General features: G+C 41.1%; 22 protein-coding genes and 1 riboswitch. Of the genes, 17 read left to right on the top strand and 5 right to left on the bottom strand.

Features of this window, described 5'->3' with window-relative positions:
* Positions 1–113: 113 nt before the first annotated feature.
* The 3 genes from ACESOD_RS06715 to ACESOD_RS06705 all read right to left on the bottom strand — a co-directional run bounded on the left by ACESOD_RS06715 (position 114) and on the right by ACESOD_RS06705 (position 2209).
* Positions 114–377 (bottom strand): SemiSWEET family transporter, encoded by a 264-nt coding sequence (locus ACESOD_RS06715; RefSeq protein WP_004250486.1) that lies wholly within the window; start codon positions 375–377, stop codon positions 114–116.
* A gap of 200 nt (positions 378–577) precedes the next feature.
* Positions 578–1252: a DUF1129 domain-containing protein gene (locus ACESOD_RS06710; protein WP_373094594.1), complete on the bottom strand. Its 675-nt coding sequence runs from the start codon at positions 1250–1252 to the stop codon at positions 578–580.
* 12 nt (positions 1253–1264) lie between these two features.
* Positions 1265–2209 carry a magnesium transporter CorA family protein gene (locus tag ACESOD_RS06705; protein ID WP_070458240.1) on the bottom strand — a complete coding sequence of 315 codons (945 nt, stop codon included), beginning with the start codon at positions 2207–2209 and terminating at the stop codon, positions 1265–1267.
* A 142-nt stretch (positions 2210–2351) separates the two neighbouring features.
* Between ACESOD_RS06705 and uvrA the strand changes: the two genes are divergently transcribed.
* The 10 genes from uvrA (at position 2352) to ACESOD_RS06655 (ending at position 13814) form a co-directional block, all read left to right on the top strand.
* The gene (gene uvrA / locus ACESOD_RS06700; RefSeq protein WP_373094593.1) at positions 2352–5183 is read left to right on the top strand and encodes an excinuclease ABC subunit UvrA; all 2832 of its coding nucleotides are present in this window, start codon (positions 2352–2354) and stop codon (positions 5181–5183) included.
* Entirely contained in the window at positions 5176–6237 is a 1062-nt protein-coding gene (locus ACESOD_RS06695; protein WP_373094592.1) for a M24 family metallopeptidase, read from the top strand. Before uvrA ends, ACESOD_RS06695 begins: the two co-directional genes overlap by 8 nt.
* Before the next feature lie 53 nt (positions 6238–6290).
* Positions 6291–6444, top strand: a riboswitch (M-box (ykoK) riboswitch).
* A 192-nt stretch (positions 6445–6636) separates the two neighbouring features.
* Positions 6637–9297 carry a magnesium-translocating P-type ATPase gene (gene mgtA / locus ACESOD_RS06690; RefSeq protein WP_373094591.1) on the top strand — a complete coding sequence of 887 codons (2661 nt, stop codon included), beginning with the start codon at positions 6637–6639 and terminating at the stop codon, positions 9295–9297.
* A gap of 135 nt (positions 9298–9432) precedes the next feature.
* Positions 9433–9831: a transcriptional regulator Spx gene (spx, locus tag ACESOD_RS06685; protein ID WP_000591164.1), complete on the top strand. Its 399-nt coding sequence runs from the start codon at positions 9433–9435 to the stop codon at positions 9829–9831.
* Between the two features lie 172 nt (positions 9832–10003).
* Positions 10004–10576: an SP0191 family lipoprotein gene (locus tag ACESOD_RS06680; RefSeq protein ID WP_000737513.1), complete on the top strand. Its 573-nt coding sequence runs from the start codon at positions 10004–10006 to the stop codon at positions 10574–10576.
* Between the two features lie 96 nt (positions 10577–10672).
* The gene (locus tag ACESOD_RS06675; protein ID WP_000507060.1) at positions 10673–10939 is read left to right on the top strand and encodes an IreB family regulatory phosphoprotein; all 267 of its coding nucleotides are present in this window, start codon (positions 10673–10675) and stop codon (positions 10937–10939) included.
* 3 nt (positions 10940–10942) lie between these two features.
* The gene (gene ruvX / locus ACESOD_RS06670) at positions 10943–11362 is read left to right on the top strand and encodes a Holliday junction resolvase RuvX (protein ID WP_049502846.1); all 420 of its coding nucleotides are present in this window, start codon (positions 10943–10945) and stop codon (positions 11360–11362) included.
* 15 nt (positions 11363–11377) lie between these two features.
* Complete coding sequence (locus tag ACESOD_RS06665) at positions 11378–11683, top strand: DUF1292 domain-containing protein (RefSeq protein WP_000017624.1); 306 nt, start codon at positions 11378–11380, stop codon at positions 11681–11683.
* Positions 11684–12042: 359 nt separating this feature from the next.
* Complete coding sequence (locus tag ACESOD_RS06660; protein ID WP_373094590.1) at positions 12043–13281, top strand: bifunctional folylpolyglutamate synthase/dihydrofolate synthase; 1239 nt, start codon at positions 12043–12045, stop codon at positions 13279–13281.
* Positions 13282–13376: 95 nt separating this feature from the next.
* Positions 13377–13814, top strand: coding sequence for an SP_0198 family lipoprotein (locus ACESOD_RS06655; RefSeq protein WP_373094589.1), 438 nt, complete (start codon positions 13377–13379; stop codon positions 13812–13814).
* A gap of 126 nt (positions 13815–13940) precedes the next feature.
* Here the strand turns inward: ACESOD_RS06655 and ACESOD_RS06650 are convergent, their stop codons facing one another.
* Positions 13941–14753: a Cof-type HAD-IIB family hydrolase gene (locus ACESOD_RS06650; RefSeq protein WP_373094588.1), complete on the bottom strand. Its 813-nt coding sequence runs from the start codon at positions 14751–14753 to the stop codon at positions 13941–13943.
* 196 nt (positions 14754–14949) lie between these two features.
* On the opposite strand from ACESOD_RS06650, the gene ACESOD_RS06645 reads away from it, so the two are divergent.
* From ACESOD_RS06645 to ACESOD_RS06615, 7 genes are all read left to right on the top strand, one after another.
* Positions 14950–16371 (top strand): NCS2 family permease, encoded by a 1422-nt coding sequence (locus ACESOD_RS06645; protein WP_049508959.1) that lies wholly within the window; start codon positions 14950–14952, stop codon positions 16369–16371.
* 86 nt (positions 16372–16457) lie between these two features.
* On the top strand, positions 16458–16901 hold the full coding sequence (tsaE, locus tag ACESOD_RS06640; protein WP_049508963.1) for a tRNA (adenosine(37)-N6)-threonylcarbamoyltransferase complex ATPase subunit type 1 TsaE: 444 nt from the start codon (positions 16458–16460) through the stop codon (positions 16899–16901).
* A complete protein-coding gene (locus tag ACESOD_RS06635; RefSeq protein WP_049526485.1) occupies positions 16891–17412 on the top strand; it encodes a GNAT family N-acetyltransferase in 522 nt (173 codons plus the stop codon). Before tsaE ends, ACESOD_RS06635 begins: the two co-directional genes overlap by 11 nt.
* Positions 17413–17416: 4 nt before the next feature.
* Complete coding sequence (lytR, locus tag ACESOD_RS06630; protein ID WP_025171292.1) at positions 17417–18454, top strand: glycopolymer--peptidoglycan transferase LytR; 1038 nt, start codon at positions 17417–17419, stop codon at positions 18452–18454.
* Between the two features lie 79 nt (positions 18455–18533).
* Positions 18534–19802: a competence/damage-inducible protein A gene (locus ACESOD_RS06625; RefSeq protein WP_373094587.1), complete on the top strand. Its 1269-nt coding sequence runs from the start codon at positions 18534–18536 to the stop codon at positions 19800–19802.
* Between the two features lie 41 nt (positions 19803–19843).
* Positions 19844–20998, top strand: coding sequence for a recombinase RecA (gene recA / locus ACESOD_RS06620; protein WP_373094586.1), 1155 nt, complete (start codon positions 19844–19846; stop codon positions 20996–20998).
* 334 nt (positions 20999–21332) lie between these two features.
* Entirely contained in the window at positions 21333–21527 is a 195-nt protein-coding gene (locus tag ACESOD_RS06615; RefSeq protein WP_000415530.1) for a PspC domain-containing protein, read from the top strand.
* A 353-nt stretch (positions 21528–21880) separates the two neighbouring features.
* Here ACESOD_RS06615 and ACESOD_RS06610 read toward each other — a convergent pair whose 3' ends face one another.
* Entirely contained in the window at positions 21881–22435 is a 555-nt protein-coding gene (locus ACESOD_RS06610) for a GNAT family N-acetyltransferase (RefSeq protein WP_373094585.1), read from the bottom strand.
* Between the last annotated feature and the right edge of the window lie 53 nt (positions 22436–22488).

Below are 22488 nucleotides of genomic sequence, written 5' to 3'. Positions count from 1 at the left end.
CACAAAAGATGAGGGGAAACAACAAGAATTAGAGTCAGAAGAAGACTTTTAGATCGAGAAAATAGTAAAAAAGCAACCGCTCGATGTGGTTGCTTTTTATAGTAGTTGTATTCTTATAGAGCAGTAAGGAAAGTCAGTCCGCCAAGGATAACCCCGGCTGAGTTTGGAATGATTAGAATCCAGTCTTTCTTAGGCTCTTTTGTCCATCCATAAATGACCCAGATTAAGCAAGAGACTGCTGCTGATAAAGGTTGAAATGGTTGAGCTTTGTTTCCTTGTAAATTGGCAAAAATTTGAGGGATGTAGGCTATAAATACAATAATTCCGATAAAGGCACCAATTGAACCAACAATTTGATTAATTCTCTGTTTAGTCATATATATTTCTCCTTATTACTTTATTAGTATAACAGAAAAACAACTTGGATTCAAGGATAAAACCTTGGGATTCTAAGGAAAGCCTTTACATTAGAACGTTTTTAGAAAATGTAGCTACTCTTCTTTGGAGGATCGAAAAATGGTTTGGAGCCAGAATAAAAGTAGTCTGTCTACAAAACACACTACTTTTATTGTTTATCTTAATATCTAGCTGGTCCTGCACTTGCGCTCTTGATGTTGAAGCGTTTCTTGAGGTAGAAACGTAGGGCAAGGAGAGCTCCACCGATCACCAACAAAACAAGTGGAGGGAGACTAATGTTGATGGCTTGTGGAATGAAGTTACTCAAGAAGAGGATGAGAACCCAAGCAAACATAGTCGCTAACATAACCAAAAGCGATTTCCAGAATGGAGGGCGTTGACTACGGTCAGTATCTGGTCCGTAGTAGCGGTAGATGAAGTGATAGAGCAGGTAGAAGGCAACCCCACCAAAGGCCCCTACACTGATAAGTGTTACCAATCCGTAAGCCACTGGTTGGTTTGAGAAGAAGCTCATCAAGGCACTAACTACTGCAAACAGTCCTGTAATGAAAAGGGCTGAATCCAACATCATCAGTTTTGGATCGTCGTTTTCTTTTGGATGTTCTTTTTCGTATTGCTCTTTTTCGCTAAAGCTGTGAGCCCAGTGAGTTGGTGCTCCGTAGATAGAGCGAGCGGTCACACCTTTTGGTTGTTCTTCTAGGATATGAGGAATGGCCTCTTCAAGGATGGCCTTGATTTCAGCGTCGGTTTTTCCATCTTTAAGAAACTGCTGGGTTGCAATGTGGATAAATTCTTGGTTTTTCTTGGTTAATTCTTTTAAATCAATCTGTGACATAATAACTCCTGTTTAGAACCATTTTTTATGGATGAGGTAAAGAGTGAGAGAGACACTCATAGCAAAGGCGATAAAGACGATGAGCCAGAAAGCATGCGGTTCTCCGTTTAAAGGAATTTCATTATCCTTAAAGTTCATTCCGTAGGCTGAGAAAATCATGGTCGGGATGGACATAACGATGGTCACGAGGGCCAAGGTTTTCATGATATTGTTCTGGTTGTTCGAAATGATAGAAGCAAAGGTCTCTGTCATAGAGTGAAGGACGTTTCCATAGATGTCCGCCATCTCGATGGCCTGTTGCGTTTCAATCAAGGTATCTTCCAGTAAGTCTTCGTCTTCGAGATATTTCTTGATATTGCTAGTTGCGCTGGTCAATTTTTTAATCACGCGCTCATTTGTCTTAAGCGAAGCTTTGAAGTAGACGATAGTCTTTTCCAACTCCATGAGTTCAATCAATTCTTCGTTTCGAGTAGATTTGTGAAGTTGACTCTCAATCTGCTCACTCTTACGTTCAATCGAACGGAGGGCAGTTAGGTAAATCTCCGCATTGCGGTATAGGATTTGGAAGATGAAGCGCGAACGCATGAAGGTATAGAAATTCCGAAGTCTACGATTGATAAAGACATCAAGAAGTGGTAGAGGCTCCAAGCAAGTGGTAATAATAGCCTCTTCTGTGAGGATAATCCCCAAGGGAATGGTCACGTAGTAGGTCTGGTTGTTTCTTTCCTCAGTAATGGGAACGTCCACGATGATCAAGGTGTACTCATCTTCGATGGTGATACGTGACATCTCTTCCGCATCGAGCGGTGCACGGAGATCGGCGATATCAATATCAAAGGCTGAGGCGATTTCCATCGATTCGCTTTGAGTAGGATTGACGAGATTGATCCAAGTGCCCGGCTGGAGCGTATCGATCTCTTTAAATTCAGTTGTTGTTGAGAGAAAGACTTGTTTCATATCTCCGATCCTTTCCTAATCTAATCCGTGTTTCAGTGATTTTTGACACCGTACTATTATACTACAAAATCGGCTTTTTTGGTAATAGAATTTCACTTTTTTTGGTATAATGGAAAGCAACAATGAACTAGAAAGAAGTAATATGCAAGATAAGATTGTCATCCATGGGGCACGCGCCCATAATTTAAAAAATATAGATGTGGAAATTCCGCGTGACAAGCTAGTTGTGGTGACGGGACTATCTGGATCAGGAAAGTCTAGTTTAGCCTTTGATACCCTTTATGCAGAAGGGCAACGTCGCTACGTTGAAAGTCTGTCAGCCTATGCTCGTCAGTTCTTGGGCAATATGGAAAAGCCAGATGTGGATTCTATCGATGGTCTCAGCCCTGCCATTTCCATTGACCAGAAAACGACCAGCAAAAATCCTCGTTCGACGGTTGGAACAACGACGGAAATCAACGATTATCTACGTCTTCTCTATGCACGTGTAGGGACACCCTACTGTATCAATGGGCACGGAGCTATCAAGGCTTCGTCTGTAGAGCAGATTGTGGATAAGGTTTTGGAATTGCCAGAACGCCAGCGTCTGCAGATTTTGGCTCCTGTTGTTCGTAAGAAAAAAGGGCAACACAAGACGCTGATCGAAAAGATTCAAAAGGACGGTTACGTCCGTGTCCGTGTCGATGGGGTTGTCTACGATGTGACCGAAGTTCCTGAACTTGAAAAGAATAAACAACACAACATTGACGTGGTGGTAGACCGTATCATCATCAAGGATGGTATCCGTAGTCGTCTCTTTGATTCGATTGAAGCAGCTCTCCGTATCGCTGAAGGTTATGTCGTTATTGATACTATGGATGATTCAGAGTTGCTCTTCTCAGAACACTATGCTTGTCCAGTCTGTGGTTTTACAGTTCCAGAGCTAGAACCCCGTCTCTTCTCCTTCAATGCACCCTTTGGCTCCTGTAGTGAGTGTGATGGTTTGGGAATCAAGCTAGAGGTTGATACGGACTTGGTAGTGCCAGATGCTAGCAAGACTCTTCGCGAGGGCGCTTTGGCGCCTTGGAACCCTATCTCTTCTAACTATTATCCAAACATGCTGGAACAAGCTATGACAGCTTTTGGAGTGGATATGGATAGGCCTTTTGAGGACTTGTCTGAGGCGGATAAACATCTCATTTTCTATGGTTCAGATGGGAAAGAATTCCATTTCCACTATGAAAATGAATTCGGTGGAGTTCGTGATATCGATATTCCATTTGAAGGAGTGCTTGGTAATATCAAGCGTCGCTATCATGAAACCAATAGCGACTACACTCGTACTCAGATGCGTCTTTATATGAACGAGCTAACTTGTGAGACCTGTCACGGTTATCGTCTCAATGACCAAGCCTTATCTGTTCGTGTAGGAGGAGAGAAAGGTCCTCATATCGGAGAAATTTCAGACCTCTCCATCGCAGATCATTTGGAAGTTATTGAACAGCTAACCCTATCTGAAAATGAAGCTATTATCGCTCGTCCAATCCTCAAGGAAATCAAGGATCGCTTGACCTTCCTCAATAATGTCGGGCTTAACTATCTAACGCTTTCTCGTTCAGCGGGAACTTTATCAGGCGGGGAGAGCCAACGTATTCGCTTAGCGACCCAGATTGGTTCTAATCTCTCAGGAGTTCTCTATATCCTAGATGAGCCGTCCATCGGTCTTCACCAAAGGGACAATGACCGCCTAATTGCCAGTCTGAAAAAGATGCGTGACTTGGGGAACACCTTGATCGTGGTAGAACACGATGAAGATACCATGCGAGAAGCCGATTATCTGATTGACGTTGGCCCTGGAGCAGGTGTCTTTGGTGGAGAAATTGTTGCTGCAGGAACGCCTAAGCAGGTAGCTCGCAACAGCAAGTCCATCACAGGACAGTATCTATCAGGAAAACGCGCGATTCCAGTGCCGTCAGAACGCCGTGTAGGCAATGGTCGCTTTATCGAAGTGACAGGTGCGCGTGAGAACAACTTGCAAAATATCACCGCTCGCTTCCCACTCGGGAAATTCATTGCAGTGACAGGTGTCTCTGGTTCAGGGAAGTCTACCTTGATTAACAGCATCCTCAAAAAGGCTATTGCACAAAAGCTCAATCGCAATTCAGACAAACCTGGTAAGTTTAAGACGATTACAGGAATCGAGCATATCGATCGTCTGATAGATATTGACCAAAGTCCAATCGGACGAACACCGAGGTCCAACCCTGCGACCTATACAGGTGTCTTTGATGACATTCGAGACCTCTTTGCTCAGACAAATGAAGCCAAGATTCGTGGCTATAAGAAGGGGCGTTTCAGTTTTAATGTCAAGGGTGGGCGCTGTGAGGCCTGCTCGGGTGACGGGATTATCAAGATTGAAATGCACTTCTTACCAGATGTATACGTAGCTTGTGAAGTTTGTCATGGGACTCGCTACAATAGCGAAACCCTGGAAGTTCACTACAAGGAAAAGAATATCTCGCAAGTTTTGGATATGACGGTCAATGACGCAGTAGAATTTTTCCAACACATTCCGAAAATTCAACGCAAACTCCAGACTATCAAAGATGTTGGTCTAGGTTATGTGACCTTAGGACAACCAGCTACGACACTTTCTGGTGGAGAAGCGCAGCGTATGAAGTTGGCTAGTGAACTCCACAAGCGCTCGACCGGTAAATCCTTCTACATTCTAGATGAGCCAACGACTGGGTTGCATACTGAGGACATCGCTCGTCTGCTCACCGTTTTGTCCCGCTTTGTCGATGATGGAAATACAGTTCTCGTCATTGAGCACAATCTGGATGTTATCAAAACAGCAGACTATATTATCGACTTAGGACCAGAAGGTGGTGTTGGAGGCGGAACTATTATCGCAACAGGGACACCAGAGGAAGTAGCTGCTAATGAAGCTAGCTATACAGGACAGTATTTGAAAGGAAAGTTACATCATGAATAAACGTGTGCAAGCATTTTTAGATAAAATGCAAGAAAAAGAACTAGATGGAATCATTATCAATAACCTTAAAAATGTCTACTATTTGACAGGATTTTGGGGTTCAAATGGGACAGTCTTTATCAGTCGTGACCGTCAGGTCTTAGTGACAGATGCCCGCTATATTATCGCTGCCAAGCAAGAAGTTACTGGTTTTGAGATTTTTGCAGAGCGTGATGAGTTAGCTACTATCGCAAAGATTGCAAAAGACATGGGACTTTCTCGTATCGGGTTTGAAGATGAGATTTCAGTTTCTTATTACCACCGTATGCAAACAGCCTTTGAAGGTTTAGAACTAGTTCCACAGACTCAGTTTGTTGAAGCCCTTCGTATGATTAAGGACGAGACAGAGATTGCGACTATTCGTAAGGCTTGTTCCATCTCAGACCAAGCTTTCCACGATGCTCTTGACTTTATCAAGCCAGGTAAGACAGAAATTGAAATTGCCAACTTCCTGGACTTCCGTATGCGTGAATTAGGCGCTGCTGGTTTGTCTTTTGATACGATTCTAGCGAGTGGAATCAACTCTTCTAAACCTCATGCCCACCCAATGCACAAGCCAGTAGAACTAGGCGAAGCTATTACCATGGACTTCGGTTGTCTTTATGATCACTATGTCAGTGATATGACTCGTACTATTTACCTAGGTCATGTCAGTGATGAACAAGCAGAAATTTACAACACCGTTTTGAAGGCCAACCAAGCTCTGATAGACCAAGCTAAGGATGGCTTAGGTTTCCGTGATTTTGATAAAATCCCTCGTGATATTATTGTTGAAGCAGGCTATGGAGAATACTTTACACACGGTATCGGGCACGGTATCGGACTTGATATCCACGAAGAACCTTACTTTAGCCAAACTTCCAAAGAAGTTATCAAAACTGGTATGGTCTTGACTGATGAACCGGGTATTTATATTGAAGGTAAATACGGAGTTCGTATCGAAGATGATATCCTGATTACAGATACCGGTTGTGAGTTATTAACCCTTGCTCCAAAAGAATTAATCGTAATCTAAGAAAAATGAGATAAATCGTTGACTTTTACTAGTTAAAGGTTTATACTGAAAGGCGAAAACGGTAGGTGAGGCTACCATAGGGATACGGATGACTACCGCAAAGCAGTGGAGACACTACTCGTTGGTCAACAGTCCTGGTCGCAAAGGTCAAGACTAAGCTCATTACATCGCCCTATGGAGTTAAAGCTTGAACGAAAACAGATAATCAGTTTTTTAGTCCTGCCATTTTATGGCAGGATTTTCTGCTGTTTTAGAACAAAGAAAGGAGACAAACGATGCAAATTGACGATCATCCAGAACCGCACATACACAGCCAATCGCTGATTTGTGTCGTTCTGTCCTTATAAAGTGATTGGTCCCTGTGTATGAAATCACCATTCATACAGATAGGAGAAACCAATGAAAACTACAAAAGAAAGATTAGCAGCAGCTATTCAAACACCATTAAAAGAGAGTCTAGCTTTTTATCATACAAGTCTAAAAGGCTTAGATTCAGAACAAGTCGAAGAAAACCGTGACCTATATGGTGAAAACACCATCACAAAAGGTCAAGAGGATTCCATCTTTAAAAAGATTTATGAGTCCATTATCAATCCTTTCACAATCATTTTGCTTGTGATTGCCTTTATCTCTCTCGTTACAAACGTCTGGCTTGCCAAACCTGGTCAAGAGGATCCAACGACTTCTATCATTATCGTTGTCTTGGTTTTGATTTCAGGAGGTATCCGTTTTGTCCAAGAATTGCGGAGCGACAAGGCAACAACCAATCTTTCAAAAATGATTGTCAACACTGCAACTGTTATTCGTGATGGTCTTGAACAAGAGTTACCCATCGATGAGTTGGTTGTAGGAGATCTCGTGAAATTGAGTGCGGGAGATATGATTCCTGCAGATGTTATCTTGTTTGAATCCCGCGACTTTTTCGTTCAACAGTCAGGTTTGACTGGAGAAAGCGATGCAGTCGAAAAGCTTGCTTTAAATAAAGCTACTAGTCAAAATGTAGAGAGTCTTTTAGAAGCAGAATCCTTGGCATTCATGGGGACAAACGTTATCTCAGGAAGTGCTACAGCTATGGTTCTCGCTGTTGGTGATGACACCATGATGGGAGCTATTGAGCAGACTCTCAACACCTACGATGAACCAACTTCTTTTGAACGTGAAATGAACAGCATTTCTTGGCTCTTGATCCGCTTGATGCTTGTCATGGTTCCGATCGTGTTTTTCGCAAATGGTTTGACCGATGGAGACTGGCTAGAGGCTGGAGTCTTTGCCTTGAGTGTCGGTGTTGGACTTACACCAGAAATGCTTCCGATGATTATTACAGCTAGCTTGGCCAAAGGTTCCATTATCATGGCCAAGGAAAAGGTGGTTATCAAAAAACTCAATGCTATCCAGGACTTAGGAGCCATCGATATCCTATGTACGGATAAAACTGGAACTCTAACGCAAGATGAGATTGTCTTGGAATACCCTTTGGATATCCATGGCGATTTGGATATGGCTGTCTTAAGAAGAGCTTATCTAAATTCACATTTCCAAACCGGTTTGAAAAACTTGATGGACCGTGCCATTATCAGTAGAACTGAAAAAGAAGCTAAAGAACACGCTATTCTACAAGATTTGGATACTAGCTTCCAAAAAATCGATGAACTGCCTTTTGACTTTGAACGCAGACGCATGAGTGTCATTGTCAAAGACGACAGCAATGTCGTTAGCATGGTTACCAAAGGTGCTTTGGAAGAAATGTTGACCATTTCGACTTATGTGGAATATCGCGGAGAAATCATTCCCCTAACCGAAGACATTCGCCAAGAAGTATTAGCAGAAGTTGGCCAATTAAACCGTCAAGGTTTGCGTGTTTTAGGTGTTGGTTACAAGTCAGGTCTACGTGAAGATTATGCCTATGCTGTGACTGATGAAAGTGACATGATCCTTACAGGTTACCTTGCCTTTTTGGATCCGCCAAAACCATCTGCAGCACCAGCTATTCAAGCTCTACTTGAGCATGGTGTCAAAACAAAAATTTTAACTGGGGATAACGAAAAAGTAACCCAAGCCATTTGTGAAAAGGTTGGTTTGGACGTTGAGCATATGATCTTAGGGGCTGACATTGACCAAATGACAGATCAAGAATTGGCAGAAGCGGTTGAAAGTGTAACAGTATTTGCTAAATTGTCTCCGGATCAAAAAGCGCGGATTATTCTACAGTTAAAGAAAAATGGTCACGGTGTTGGTTATATGGGGGACGGTATTAATGACGCTCCATCCATGAAGGTGGCAGATGTCGGTATTTCTGTAGATACAGCAGTCGATATCGCTAAGGAAACAGCGGATGTTATTTTGCTAGACAAGGATCTCATGGTCCTTGAAACTGGTATCGTTGAGGGCCGTAAGGTCTACGCCAACATGACCAAGTACATCAAGATGACCGTTAGCTCAAACTTTGGGAATATCTTCTCACTCCTTGTTGCGAGTATTTTCTTACCATTTTTACCAATGGCTCCTGTTCATCTCATTGTCCTAAACCTAGTCTATGATTTGTCTTGTGTGGCATTGCCATTTGATAATGTGGATCAAGACTTCCTTAAACAACCCCATACATGGGAAGCAAAATCCATTACGCGATTTATGGTTTGGATGGGACCAATCTCATCTGTCTTTGATATTTTGACCTTTATCTTCCTCTACTTTATCATTGTTCCTTTGGTGACAGGTCATCATTATGTCCATGGATCTGAATCTGCCCTTCAGTTTATTATCTTGTTCCAAACAGGATGGTTCATCGAATCTATGTGGTCTCAAACCATGGTCATCCATATGCTTCGTACAGCAAAAGTTCCTTTTGTACAAAGCAGACCAGCTTGGCTTGTGATTTTGATGACTCTGATTGCAGCCTTTTTCGTAACTAGTCTACCCTATGGACCGCTAGTAAATATTCTTCGTTTAGCTCCATTAGGACTTCCTTATTTCCTATTCTTAATCTGTATTATTTTCTTGTATATGTTTAGCGTCACAGTTATTAAGAAATTTTACATTAAGAAATATAAAGAATGGTTATAGTTCGTATTTTGTCAAGAAAAAAGTTCAAAAATTGCCAAAAAAGTTAAAATTTTTTAAAAATAGGTCGCAAGTCCGATGTTTTTTATGGTATAATAGTCTAAACTGATAGTAACATGTAGCGAAAGGGGTAGGTACATGATCAAAATTTATACAGTCTCAAGTTGTACTAGCTGTAAAAAAGCGAAGACCTGGCTCAATGCCCACCAGTTAAGTTATAAAGAACAAAACCTCGGTAAGGAAGGAATTTCGAGAGAAGAACTACTTGATATTTTGACAAAAACAGACAATGGAATTGCAAGTATCGTATCATCGAAAAATCGTTATGCAAAGGCCCTTGGTGTTGATATCGAAGATTTGAGTGTGAATGAAGTGCTCAACCTGATTATGGAAACACCACGTATCTTGAAAAGTCCGATTCTTGTAGATGAGAAACGCCTACAAGTAGGCTATAAAGAAGACGATATCCGTGCCTTTTTGCCACGCTCTGTCCGTAATGTGGAAAATGCAGAAGCGCGTTTACGTGCGGCTCTATAAAACATCAAGGCTGGGAGTGACTCCTGGCCTTCTCTAATATTTAATACTCTTCGAAAATCAAATTCAAACCACGTCAGCTTCACCTTGCCGTACTCAAGTACAGCCTGCGGCTAGCTTCCTAGTTTGCTCTTTGATTTTCATTGAGTACAAATTTGATAACATGTGAGGATTTATGAAAAAGTTAGTCATTGGAACATTCGCAGCACTATTTTTGCTCGTTGGATGTGGTCAGAAAAAAGAAACAGCCGCTTCAACTACTGAGAGTTCTCAGGAAGCTCTACAGTCTACCTTGCCCGTATTAGAAAATGCAACCAAGAATACAGTTGTTACCAAGACCTTGGTTTTGCCAGCTGATGAGAGTGGAGCACAGCAAACTCAAATCATTACTTACAAAGGCAATCAATTTTTAAGCTTGACCATTCAGCAGAAACGTCCTGTATCAGAAGATTTAAAAAATTATATTTCTGAGCGAGGATTAGATGAAGCTAAAAAAGCTCTTAAAGAAGCTGAGGACAAGGATGAGTCTGTTCAAGCGGCTCGAAAAATTTCAGGCTTTACCATTGAAACGACTCTTTTAAATGAGAAAGAAATGGAAACCAAGACTAGCTATGATTTCCAAACACTGGATCTCAAAAAAGCGAGTGAAAACGAATACTTGAAGAATGTTGGACTGGAAAATCTATTGAAAAACGAACCAGAGGACTATATTGCTAATCGTGTTGCAAATGGGGCAACAGTCCAGTAAAAAGTCAGAGAAAATCAGCAGAATCAGACTGTGTGATTTGTAGAACGACCGCGAATGTGCTATAATAGTACTATTCTAAGGAAAGAGGGTGTTAGAATGGGATTTACTGAAGAAACCGTACGTTTTAAATTGGACGATTCCAATAAAAAAGAAATCAGTGAAACATTGACAGATGTCTATGCTTCTTTGAATGAAAAGGGCTATAACCCTATTAACCAGATCGTGGGCTATGTTCTCAGTGGAGACCCAGCTTACGTTCCTCGTTATAACAATGCACGAAATCAAATCCGTAAGTATGAGCGAGATGAAATCGTTGAAGAACTGGTTCGCTACTACCTTAAAGGACAAGGAGTCGATCTATAATCTATGAGAATTATGGGATTGGACGTTGGTTCCAAAACGGTAGGAGTAGCGATTAGCGATCCGTTAGGTTTTACGGCACAAGGGCTTGAAATCATCCAAATCAATGAAGATCAAGGTCAGTTTGGTTTTGAACGCCTCAAGGAACTCGTTGAAACCTATAAGGTAGACCGTTTTGTTGTTGGTTTGCCTAAAAATATGAACAATACCAGCGGACCACGCGTGGAAGCCAGTCAAGCCTATGGGGCTAAACTAGAAGAACTCTTTGGTCTACCAGTAGAGTATCAAGATGAACGCCTAACTACGGTCGCTGCAGAGCGTATGTTGATTGAGCAAGCGGATATTAGTCGTAATAAGCGTAAAAAAGTTATTGATAAATTAGCCGCTCAATTGATTTTGCAAAATTATTTAGATAGAAAATTTTAAGACAGAGGAGAAACTATGTCACACGATCACAACCACGATCACGAAGAACGTGAACTTATTACACTTGTAGATGAGCAAGGAAACGAAACTTTATTTGAAATCCTTTTGACTATTGACGGAAAAGAAGAATTTGGTAAAAACTATGTTCTTCTTGTGCCAGTTAATGCAGAAGAAGATGAAAACGGCGAAGTTGAAATCCAAGCTTATTCATTCATCGAAAATGAAGATGGAACAGAAGGCGAATTGCAACCAATCCCTGAAGATTCAGAAGATGAATGGAACATGATTGAAGAAGTCTTCAACAGCTTTATGGAGGAGTAAAAACATCCAGTGGATGTTTTTAGCCCAGTTCCTTAAAATAAGAGAGAACTGGTAATTCCGGGGAACGTTTTTAGCCCAACTCCTAGAAACTGGAAAGAGTTGGAACGTTCGGGGAACGTTTTTAGCCTTACGCTAAAAGTAAAGACCGTAAGTAAGTCTGGGAGACTGTATCAGCCCAGTTCCTTGAAATAAGAGAGAACTGGTAAGTCCGGGGATGTTTTTACTCCTGCTTCTAGAAATAAGAAAAAGCAGGAACGTCCGAGGGACATTTTTCTCCCATACTAGAATTAAATACTAGCTAATGAAGTAAAAAGCGAAGAGAATCTTCGCTTTTTTATTAAGGATTAAGGAGATTAAGCGTGTTTGAAGTAGAAAAATGGCTTCATAGTCGAATCGGTTTGAATTTCAGATCAGGTTTGGGGCGGATGCAGAGAGCGGTAGACTTGCTGGGGAACCCTGAGCAAGCCTATCCTATTATCCATGTGACAGGGACAAATGGAAAGGGTTCAACCATCGCCTTTATGAGAGAGCTCTTTGTTTCGCACGGCAAGAAGGTGGGGACCTTTACTTCGCCCCACATTGTTAGCATCCATGATCGGATTTGCATCAATGGTCAACCCATATCGGACGCAGACTTTATCCGTTTAGCAAATCAAGTTAAGGAAATGGAGCAAAGACTTCTAGAAACCCACGATCAGCTATCTTTTTTTGAATTGTTAACTGTGATTGCTTTGCTTTATTTTAAAGAACAAGAGGTGGATCTAGTTCTATTAGAAGTTGGAATTGGTGGCTTGCTTGACACGACCAATGTGGTGACTGGAGAAATCGCAGTTATTACATCAATCGGCCTAGATCACCAGGAGACCTTGGGCAATAGTCTGGAAGAAATCGCTGAACAGAAAGCAGGAATTTTTAAGCCAGGAAGAACAGCAGTGATTGCAAACTTAGCTCCTGAAGCCCAGCTCGTTTGTCAAAAGATATCAGAAGATTTAGATGTTACTCTCTACCAAGCTGACCGAGATTTTTCTTTCAAATCAGGAGTTTTTTCTTCTTCTATTGCGAACTTGTCCCGACTAAAACTAGGTTTGGAAGGAACTTATCAAGAGGAGAATGCTGCTTTGGCTTTGCAGGTATTTCTGTTGTTTATGACAGCGAGAGGTGAAAAAGTCAATGAGGAAGCTATCCGGCGTGCTCTGAAAACAACCAGCTGGGCTGGGCGTCTAGAAGCTGTGACGGAGCACATTTATTTAGATGGTGCCCATAATCTACCGGCTTTAGAACGATTGGTTGAATTTATCCAGGAAAAAATTCAGCAAGGTTATCAACCTCAAATCCTTTTTGGTGCTTTAAAGCGTAAAGATTACAGTGGCATGCTTGGTTATCTGACAGATCATTTACCTGATACAGCTCTCTATGTGACGAGTTTTGACTATCAGGGATCTTTGGAGGAGCAGGATTTGAGCGGCTATCATAGAGTTGCTTCCTATCGAGACTTTATAGATGATTTTGAAAAGTCTGCAGGTGAGAAAGACTTACTGTTTGTTACAGGTTCCCTCTATTTTATATCTGAAGTTCGTGCCTACCTTATAAAAACATAGTTGCTTGATTGACCTTGTTTCCTTTATTTGATATAGTATAAGTAGAATAATTCTGCAGTTTTTCTGCCTTTAGCTCCTGAAAGGAAGGAGACCTTATGTCACTAAAAAAATTTACACTTTCTCTTGCTACTGTGGCCAGTCTTAGTCTTTTAGTTGCTTGCTCGTCAACAACTGAGTCGACACCTTCATCCCAAGCAAGCACTAGCTCTGAAGCGAGCACTAGTCAAGTATCAGAAACCAGTGCTTCTAGTTCTACTACTAGTGCAAAGACTGACACAACTACTAATATAGATGGGACCTACAAGGGCCAAGACGAGGGTGATAGCATTACTCTTGTAGTTACTGGAAATACCGGAACGTGGACAGAAGTTGAAGCGGACGGAGATCAAGAGGTTAAGAAGGTGACCTTCGAACCAGAAAATCAGAAAGTCATCATCGGTGATGATGTCAAGATTTATGTGGCAGAAGAGAACCAGATTATTATCGATGACATGGGCCGCGGCGTTTCTGATCGTATTGTCTTAAAAAAATAGATATTCTGTAAGGATTTGGATCTGGCTAAAACAGGTGCAAATCCTTTTTCATTGACTTTGAGCTCAAAAAAATTCCATACTTTCAAGGTAGCTAATGTCTACCACAAAAGTATAGAATGAGTGAAATTAAAGAAATCGTTCTTGTAAAAAGTGAGCGACGCCATCTTCTTCGTTGGTCAATGGTAATTGCTCGTCTGCGAAAGGTAACAGAGCAGGATTTGCATTTTTCATGGCATAGCCTTTACCTGCAAAAGAAAGCATCTCTTGGTCATTATGTTCGTCACCAAAGGCAATTAAATTCTGTTTGTCTATGTTCATGACATTGAGAAGATATTCAAGGGCAAAGGCCTTGTGAACTCCTTTGGGAGTGCATTCAAGGATATTTAAGGGGCCACCCCAAGTATTAATATTGAGTTGGTGCTTGTAGAAGCTGTTCATCTCTTCTGCTAGTGCATATTTATCGTCTGCCCTAGTTTGTAATAGAATACAGTTAGGCCCCTTGGTCACTAAATCAGACTGGAATTGATTTTCTGGGCGAAAGTTTTCAACACCAAATAATTTAGGGTCGGCAATTTCTTTGTTTGGGGTTGTAATGTAAAACTTTTTACGGTATTCACCTGCGATAAAGTCTGCCTCAATATCCTCTTTTCGTTTCACGATATCCAAGAGGTATTTTTTGTCCACAGTCAGACACTTTTCATGTTTCCAAGTCTTACCTGGTAGGTGAGTTAGTGAGCCGTTGAAGTTGATCATAGGGGTTTCAAGTTCAAGTTGGTCATAAAAATCTTTGGCCATACGGTAAGGGCGACCAGTTGCGATAACAACTTGGTGGCCTTTTTTAGAGATTTTCTTAATCGTTTCAATAGTAAAATCAGAAAGTTTGCTTTCAGAGTTGAGCAAGGTTCCGTCCAAATCGACGGCAATCATTTTTTTAGTCATAAAATCCTCCCGAATCTAGTTTCAGATAAGATGTTTTCTATTATATCAGAAAGTGACTAGAAAAGCTGATAATAAGCGAAAATAGAGACAATAATATCTCATAAGAATTTTTAAAATTAGAAAAAACATCTTGAAAAGATGAATGATTGGTGATATAATGGTAGTATTGTTCGTAAAATGACAAAGGAGATTAAAAATGGACAAACTATTTAAACTAAAAGAGCACGGGACAGATGTCCGTACAGAGGTTCTTGCTGGTTTAACAACTTTCTTTGCAATGAGTTATATTCTCTTTGTAAACCCTCAAATGCTTTCACAAACAGGAATGCCTGTTCAGGGTGTATTCTTGGCGACAATTATCGGTTCTGTTGTGGGAACTTTGATGATGGCCTTCTATGCTAACTTGCCATATGCGCAAGCTCCAGGTATGGGACTAAATGCCTTCTTCACATTTACCGTCGTATTTGGGATGGGTTATAAATGGCAAGAAGCCCTTGGAATGGTCTTCATCTGTGGGATTATTTCATTGATTATTACATTGACCAATGTTCGTAAAATGATCATCGAATCTATTCCTACAACTCTTCGTTCAGCGATTTCAGCAGGTATTGGGGTTTTCCTTGCTTATGTTGGGATTAAAAATGCTGGTCTCTTGAAATTCTCGATTGACCCAGGTACTTATACAGTAGCAGGTGAAGGAGCAGATAAGGCTCAAGCAGCACTTACTGCAAACTCAGCAGCTGTTCCAGGATTGGTAGACTTCAACACTCCAGCTGTCTTGGTAGCTCTTGCAGGTATTGCCATTACTATCTTCTTCGTTGTTAAGGGGATCAAAGGTGGTATCATCCTTTCTATTTTGACAACGACAGTTCTTGCGATTGCTGTTGGTCTTGTTAATTTGTCTAGCATTGACTTTGCAAGCAATAATCTTTCATCAGCAGTTAACGACCTAGGAACTTTGTTTGGTGCTGCTCTTGGTTCAGAAGGATTGGGATCTCTGATTTCAAACACTTCTCGTTTGCCAGAAACCTTGATGGCCATTCTTGCTTTCTCATTGACAGATATTTTTGATACTATCGGTACTCTTATCGGTACTGGTGAAAAAGTTGGTATCATTGCAACAAGTGGTGAAAACCATGAGTCAGCTAAATTGGATAAGGCTCTTTACTCTGACTTGGTGGCAACTTCAGTAGGTGCTATTGCAGGTACTTCAAACGTTACAACTTATGTTGAGTCTGCAGCGGGTATCGGTGCTGGTGGACGTACTGGTTTGACAGCTTTGGTTGTTGCCATCTGTTTTGCCCTATCAAGCTTCTTTAGCCCACTTCTAGCAATTGTTCCAACAGCTGCAACTGCACCAATTTTGATCATCGTCGGAATTATGATGCTTTCTAACTTGAAAAATATCCCTTGGGATGATATGGCTGAAGCTGTTCCAGCTTTCTTCACATCTATCTTTATGGGATTCAGCTACTCAATCACACAAGGGATTGCTGTTGGTTTCTTAACTTATACTTTGACGAAGGTTGTCAAAGGTCAAGTGAAAGATGTGCATGTCATGATTTGGATTTTGGATGCCTTGTTTATCTTGAACTACATCAGTATGGCTCTTAACTAATGAAAAAAACTAAAAAAAGAGGGGAGTCTCCTCTTTTTTTGTTGATGGAAATATCACAAAATAAAACTTTTTGGTATAATAATTACATGTACACAAAAAATGAAGATGAGTTGATTGCACTTGGGGAAAAGCTAGGGCACTTGTTAGAAAAAAATGATGTGTTGATTTTGACTGGTGAATTAGGTGCTGGGAAAACAACGCTAACAAAGGGTCTGGCTAAGGGATTAGGCATTCATCAAATGATTAAGAGTCCTACTTATACCATTGTTAGAGAATATGAAGGACGTCTCCCCTTGTATCACTTAGATGTTTATCGCATCGAAGGGGATGCAGATTCTATCGACTTGGATGAATTTCTTTTTGGTTCAGGTGTAACGGTTATTGAGTGGGGACATCTATTGGGGGAAAATCTTCCATCAGATTATCTGGAGTTAGAAATCCTTAAAAAAGATGAGGGCCGAGAAATCGTCTTTCATGCTCATGGCCAAAGAGCGACAGAACTTTTGAAAGGATTGACGGATGGAGTATGATCTTTTAATCCGTGAAGCGGAAGCCCAGGATGCTTCAGCGGTCATTGCTCTCTTAGATCAAATTGGTCAAGAGACTAGTTTTACCAGTCTGGATGAAAATGGGATTGCAATGAGTGAGTCTGAAATGCAACATTTTTTGGATAAGCAGGCCCAGTCGGATAATCAAATTACCCTACTCGCTTTTTTGAATGACGAGTTAGTAGGAATCATCAATACAACAGCTGATCAACGTCCGCGAGTCCGTCATATTGGAGATGTCTTTTTAGGAATAAAAAAAGCTTACTGGGGAAATGGTCTCGGTAGTATCTTGATGGAAGAAACTATTGAATGGGCCAAATCAAGTGGTAGTATTCGACGTTTACAATTGACAGTTCAAAAAAGAAATCTTGCTGCGGTACATCTGTATGAAAAAATGGGCTTTAACATAGAAGGATTACAGGAACGTGGTGCTTGTATAGAAGGAGGAGAATTTCTAGATGTTTACCTAATGGGTCAACTGATAGATGAATAAAAGTATGGCAAAAAAGATAATCGGAATGTTTTTAGGCTTTGTTCTTGTGACAGTACTTGGTGTGGGAGCTTATGCCTATACGATTTACCAACAGAGTACGCAGACTTTGGCCAAAACCTATAAAAAAATCGGAGAAGAAACCAAGGTCATTGAAGCGACCGAACCTCTGACGATTTTGCTTATGGGAGTGGACACAGGGAATGTTGAACGTACAGATCCATGGGCTGGTAATAGTGATTCAATGATCTTGGTGACGGTGAATCCTAAAACCAAGAAGACAGTCATGATGAGTTTGGAGCGCGATATTCTCACACAAATCCAGCAGCCAGATGGTAGTGTAACGGAGGCAAAACTCAATGCCGCCTATGCCAATGGTGGAGCAGAGTTGTCTATTTCAACGATTCAAAAAATGATGAATATCCACATTGACCGTTATGTGATGGTCAACATGCATGGACTTCAAAGAATGGTTGATGCAGTAGGTGGAATTACAGTGAACAACACTCTAGGTTTCCCAATCTCTATCCAAGATCAGGAACCATTTAATACAATTTCTATCGGTGTTGGTGAACAGAAGCTAAATGGTGAAGAAGCCCTTGTTTATTCACGTATGCGTTATCAGGATCCAGAAGGAGACTATGGTCGTCAAAAACGTCAGCGTGAAGTGATTCAAAAAGTTGTTGAGAAGATTCTTAGTCTGAACAGTGTGAGTCACTATCAAGAGATTCTGAAGGCTCTTAGTGACAATATGCAGACAAATATCGAAATTACAACAACAACGATTCCTCAGTTGATGGGTTATCAAGATTCATTTAAGAATATTGAGTCTCAACAATTGCGTGGAGAAGATGCAATGCTTCAAGGGACATCTTACCAAATCGTGACATCTGAGCATATGTTAGAGATGCAAAATCTTTTACGCCGTTCGCTCGGGCAACCAGAAGTTACGAATTTGGAGACCAACGTAGTCTTGTATGAGAATCTTTATGGTCAGGGGCAGTTGCCTCAATCTACTAGTGTTGCAGTAGAAGAGTTAGAATAATAGGAAACTATTGGTCAAATCGTAGGAATTATCCTGCGATTTTTTCAAAGAAATCCGAATAGGTAAGTAGGAGGAAAAAATGAAAGCAGAAATTATAGCTGTTGGAACAGAGATTTTGACAGGTCAAATTGTCAATACCAATGCGCAATTCTTGTCTGAAAAGTTGGCTGAAATCGGTGTAGATGTCTATTTTCAGACAGCTGTAGGAGATAACGAGGCTCGTCTCTTATCCTTGTTAGAAATTGCTCAGAATCGCAGTAGTCTAGTTATTTTAACAGGTGGCTTGGGGCCAACGGAAGATGATTTGACCAAGCAAACTTTGGCCCAATTTTTGGGACGTGACTTGACTTTTGATCCTCAGGCTCAGGCTAAGCTAGATGACTTTTTTGCTCATCGACCAGATTATGCTAGAACTCCAAATAATGAACGCCAGGCTCAAATCGTTCAAGGTTCAACTCCATTACCAAACGAAACAGGGCTGGCAGTCGGTGGCATGATCGAGGTGGCTGGGGTAACCTACGTCGTTTTACCAGGACCTCCAAGTGAATTGAAACCTATGGTCTTAAATGAGTTGCTTCCAAGATTGACAACGGGATCTAAGCTCTATTCACGTGTGCTTCGTTTCTTTGGGATTGGTGAGAGCCAGCTAGTGACCATATTATCAGATTTGATTGACCAGCAGACGGATCCAACCTTGGCGCCTTATGCTAAAACTGGGGAAGTGACGCTTCGCTTATCGACCAAGGCTAAGAGTCAAGAAGAAGCGGATCGTGTTCTAGATGCTTTAGAACAAAAAATCCTTGAAAGAGAAACCTTTGAAGGTGTTTTACTTCGAGAAATTTGCTATGGCTATGGGGAAGAAACCAGCTTGGCTAGCCTGGTAGTAGAAGAGTTGAAAAAGCAAAAGAAAACTATCACTGCAGCAGAAAGCTTGACTGCAGGTCTTTTTCAAGCTACTTTGGCAGATTTTTCAGGTGTATCTTCTATCTTTAAAGGTGGCTTTGTGACCTATAGTCTTGAGGAAAAAGCTAAGATGCTTAATATTCCACAAGCGGAATTGGAAAAACACGGAGTCGTCTCAGCCTTTACTGCTGAAAAAATGGCTGAACAGGCGCGAATCAAGACTCAGTCAGATTTTGGCATTAGTTTGACAGGAGTGGCTGGACCAGATAGCCTAGAAGGTCATCCAGCAGGTACAGTCTTTATCGCTTTGGCGCAAGCTTCGGGGACAGAAGTTATCCAGGCCAATATCGCAGGTAGAAGTCGTGCAGATGTGCGAGAAATTGCAGTCTTACATGCTTTTAACCTAGTTCGCAAAGCTTTATTAAGTGCTGGAGATTTGTTATAATAGAAGAAGGTCTAAGGACTATTAGAATACAGGAGAATAAAATGGCGAAAAAACCAACAAAAAAATTAGACGAAATTGGCAAAAAATTTGGTGCTGATCGTGAAAAAGCCCTAAACGATGCCCTTAAATTGATTGAAAAAGATTTCGGTAAGGGATCAATCATGCGCTTGGGTGAACGTGCAGAGCAAAAGGTCCAAGTGATGAGCTCAGGTTCTTTGGCCCTTGATATCGCACTCGGATCAGGTGGTTATCCAAAGGGACGTATCATCGAAATCTACGGGCCAGAATCATCAGGTAAGACAACGGTTGCCCTTCACGCTGTAGCACAAGCCCAAAAAGAAGGCGGAATTGCTGCCTTTATCGATGCGGAGCACGCTCTTGATCCAGCCTATGCAGCAGCGCTTGGTGTTAATATCGATGAATTGCTCTTGTCACAACCAGATTCAGGTGAGCAAGGTCTTGAAATTGCTGGGAAATTGATTGACTCAGGTGCAGTTGATCTTGTTGTTATCGACTCAGTTGCTGCCCTTGTACCTCGTGCAGAAATCGATGGAGATATCGGAGATAGCCACGTTGGTCTTCAAGCTCGTATGATGAGCCAGGCTATGCGTAAACTCGGAGCTTCTATTAATAAGACTAAGACAATTGCTATCTTCATTAACCAATTGCGTGAAAAAGTAGGAGTTATGTTTGGTAATCCAGAGACAACTCCTGGTGGACGTGCCCTTAAATTCTACGCTTCTGTCCGTTTAGATGTTCGTGGAAGCACACAAATCAAGGGAACTGGTGACCAAAAAGATACGAGCGTAGGTAAGGAAACCAAGATTAAGGTTGTTAAAAACAAGGTAGCTCCACCATTCAAAGAAGCCTTTGTTGAAATCATGTATGGAGAAGGAATTTCAAGAACTGGTGAGCTTTTGAAGATTGCAAGTGATCTTGACATCATCAAGAAAGCAGGAGCATGGTACTCTTATAAGGATGAGAAAATCGGGCAAGGTTCTGAAAATGCTAAGAAATACTTGGCAGATCACCCAGAAATCTTTGACGAGATTGACCACCAAGTTCGTGTCAAGTTTGGCTTGATTGAAGATGATGCAGTGGCCGATGAAAAAGTTACACCTGTGGAATCAGAAGTAGCTAATCAAGAAGTGACTCTTGACCTTGGCGATGATCTTGAAATCGAAATTGAAGATTAAAAAGTAAAAGTGGTGGAGGCATCCCCACTTTTTCTGTTATCTTGGACTAATACTCAATGAAAATCAAAGAGCAAACTAGGAAGCGAGCCGCAGGTTGCTCAAAGCACTGCTTTGAGGTTGTAGATGAAACTGACGAAGTCAGTAACCATATATACGACAAGGCGAAGCTGACGTGGTTTGAATTTGATTTTCGAAGAGTATAAAGAACTGAAACAATGAGAGTATATGGTTTGCTAAAACTAGCATCTTCTGATAAAAAGTAGAAAGACTATTGAAAAAGATTTGGTTTGATGATAAAATAAATTCAAAGAAAAATTAGTATAAGGAGATTCTTATGGAAAAACGTTTAGTTCGTAATGTTCAAGATAAAAAAATTGCTGGTGTTTGTGCAGGTCTTGCTGACTATTTTGATATTGACCCTACTCTGGTTCGTGCACTTTGGATCCTCTTCACTTTGTTAGGTGGTTCAGGAGTGCTTGCTTATATCATTCTATGGGTTATTATGCCTGAAGCAGGAACAGAAGCGTAAACTTCGTGCATCTTTATGAGACAAATCATGATAAGAGAGTGGGACAGAAATCGGTAATTCGTTAGAATTCGATTTTGTCGTCCCACCTCCGCACAGTTGAGTAGGGCTGTAAAAGCTGATGAAATCAGCGTAGTAGAGCCCACTCAACCACTGCGTCTTGCTCGACAATCCAAAGATAATTGAGAGGCTAGGACAAAAGTCCTAGCCTCTTATTTGTGATATGCGGTGATAATTTTTTCCAAGTTTTCATCTTATTTCGGAATCACAAAAAATCACCTGTAGTGCAGGTGATTGTATATTGGTTACAGAGAAAATTACAAATCTTTAATGGAGACTCAAGGTTGCCATCCAGACTAGTGTTCACTAAAGCGACGGTACTCGATGTGGAAGTCAAAATAATTTTCTTCTTGTAATTTTTGGAAGATATCACGGTAGGCTTCTTCATCAAAGTGGTCGCCACGATAGAGAATTTCGAAACTCATTCCCTCGTATTCCAAGAAGGCGTTGGCAGTTTTAAAGCCATTTTGTAAGTAAAAGTCCATGCGAGCTTTTCGCTGTTCGAGGTTATCGCATTCCTCATCCAAACGTTCAACTTCAAGAATCATGGTACGCTGGTAAAAATCAATGAGTTTTTCAATAATTTCTCTCCCGTAGCCATGACTGCGGAGATGGGGCATAATGGCAAAAAAGCTGATGTAGAATGCTTTTTGATTGGCAATAGCAAAAGCGAAGCCAACAAATTCTTCCTCGTTATAAAAAGCGAAAAAGTGAGCGTCATCCCTATCTTGGTAACGTAAAAATTCTTCCAAAGGTACTCTTTCTTCTTCAGGAAAAGCTTCCTTGTTTAATTGGTCAACTTTTTCAAGATCTGGGAATACATCTGTAATTAACTGGCTGGTTAAGGTCATACCTAACCTCCTTTTCTGTCATGATTATACCAGATTGTCTGTATATAGGCAAC

Source organism: Streptococcus oralis (genome assembly GCF_964238205.1).
Classification (GTDB): domain Bacteria; phylum Bacillota; class Bacilli; order Lactobacillales; family Streptococcaceae; genus Streptococcus; species Streptococcus oralis_CZ.
The sequence above is the reverse complement of the archived record's forward strand: the minus strand, read 5'-3'. Positions and strand labels throughout refer to the sequence as shown.

Excerpts from the sequence above, each read along its gene's own strand:
- recA (WP_373094586.1), top strand. The coding sequence starts at position 19,844 with ATGGCGAAAAAACCAACAAAAAAATTAGACGAAATTGGCAAAAAATTT.
- ACESOD_RS06680 (WP_000737513.1), top strand. The coding sequence starts at position 10,004 with ATGAAAAAGTTAGTCATTGGAACATTCGCAGCACTATTTTTGCTCGTT.
- uvrA (WP_373094593.1), top strand. The coding sequence starts at position 2,352 with ATGCAAGATAAGATTGTCATCCATGGGGCACGCGCCCATAATTTAAAA.
- ruvX (WP_049502846.1), top strand. The coding sequence starts at position 10,943 with ATGAGAATTATGGGATTGGACGTTGGTTCCAAAACGGTAGGAGTAGCG.
- lytR (WP_025171292.1), top strand. The coding sequence starts at position 17,417 with ATGGCAAAAAAGATAATCGGAATGTTTTTAGGCTTTGTTCTTGTGACA.
- ACESOD_RS06635 (WP_049526485.1), top strand. The coding sequence starts at position 16,891 with ATGGAGTATGATCTTTTAATCCGTGAAGCGGAAGCCCAGGATGCTTCA.
- ACESOD_RS06610 (WP_373094585.1), bottom strand. The coding sequence starts at position 22,435 with ATGACCTTAACCAGCCAGTTAATTACAGATGTATTCCCAGATCTTGAA.
- ACESOD_RS06695 (WP_373094592.1), top strand. The coding sequence starts at position 5,176 with ATGAATAAACGTGTGCAAGCATTTTTAGATAAAATGCAAGAAAAAGAA.
- mgtA (WP_373094591.1), top strand. The coding sequence starts at position 6,637 with ATGAAAACTACAAAAGAAAGATTAGCAGCAGCTATTCAAACACCATTA.
- ACESOD_RS06625 (WP_373094587.1), top strand. The coding sequence starts at position 18,534 with ATGAAAGCAGAAATTATAGCTGTTGGAACAGAGATTTTGACAGGTCAA.
- ACESOD_RS06615 (WP_000415530.1), top strand. The coding sequence starts at position 21,333 with ATGGAAAAACGTTTAGTTCGTAATGTTCAAGATAAAAAAATTGCTGGT.
- ACESOD_RS06655 (WP_373094589.1), top strand. The coding sequence starts at position 13,377 with ATGTCACTAAAAAAATTTACACTTTCTCTTGCTACTGTGGCCAGTCTT.
- ACESOD_RS06665 (WP_000017624.1), top strand. The coding sequence starts at position 11,378 with ATGTCACACGATCACAACCACGATCACGAAGAACGTGAACTTATTACA.
- ACESOD_RS06650 (WP_373094588.1), bottom strand. The coding sequence starts at position 14,753 with ATGACTAAAAAAATGATTGCCGTCGATTTGGACGGAACCTTGCTCAAC.
- ACESOD_RS06675 (WP_000507060.1), top strand. The coding sequence starts at position 10,673 with ATGGGATTTACTGAAGAAACCGTACGTTTTAAATTGGACGATTCCAAT.
- ACESOD_RS06705 (WP_070458240.1), bottom strand. The coding sequence starts at position 2,209 with ATGAAACAAGTCTTTCTCTCAACAACAACTGAATTTAAAGAGATCGAT.
- spx (WP_000591164.1), top strand. The coding sequence starts at position 9,433 with ATGATCAAAATTTATACAGTCTCAAGTTGTACTAGCTGTAAAAAAGCG.
- ACESOD_RS06715 (WP_004250486.1), bottom strand. The coding sequence starts at position 377 with ATGACTAAACAGAGAATTAATCAAATTGTTGGTTCAATTGGTGCCTTT.
- ACESOD_RS06645 (WP_049508959.1), top strand. The coding sequence starts at position 14,950 with ATGGACAAACTATTTAAACTAAAAGAGCACGGGACAGATGTCCGTACA.
- tsaE (WP_049508963.1), top strand. The coding sequence starts at position 16,458 with ATGTACACAAAAAATGAAGATGAGTTGATTGCACTTGGGGAAAAGCTA.
- ACESOD_RS06710 (WP_373094594.1), bottom strand. The coding sequence starts at position 1,252 with ATGTCACAGATTGATTTAAAAGAATTAACCAAGAAAAACCAAGAATTT.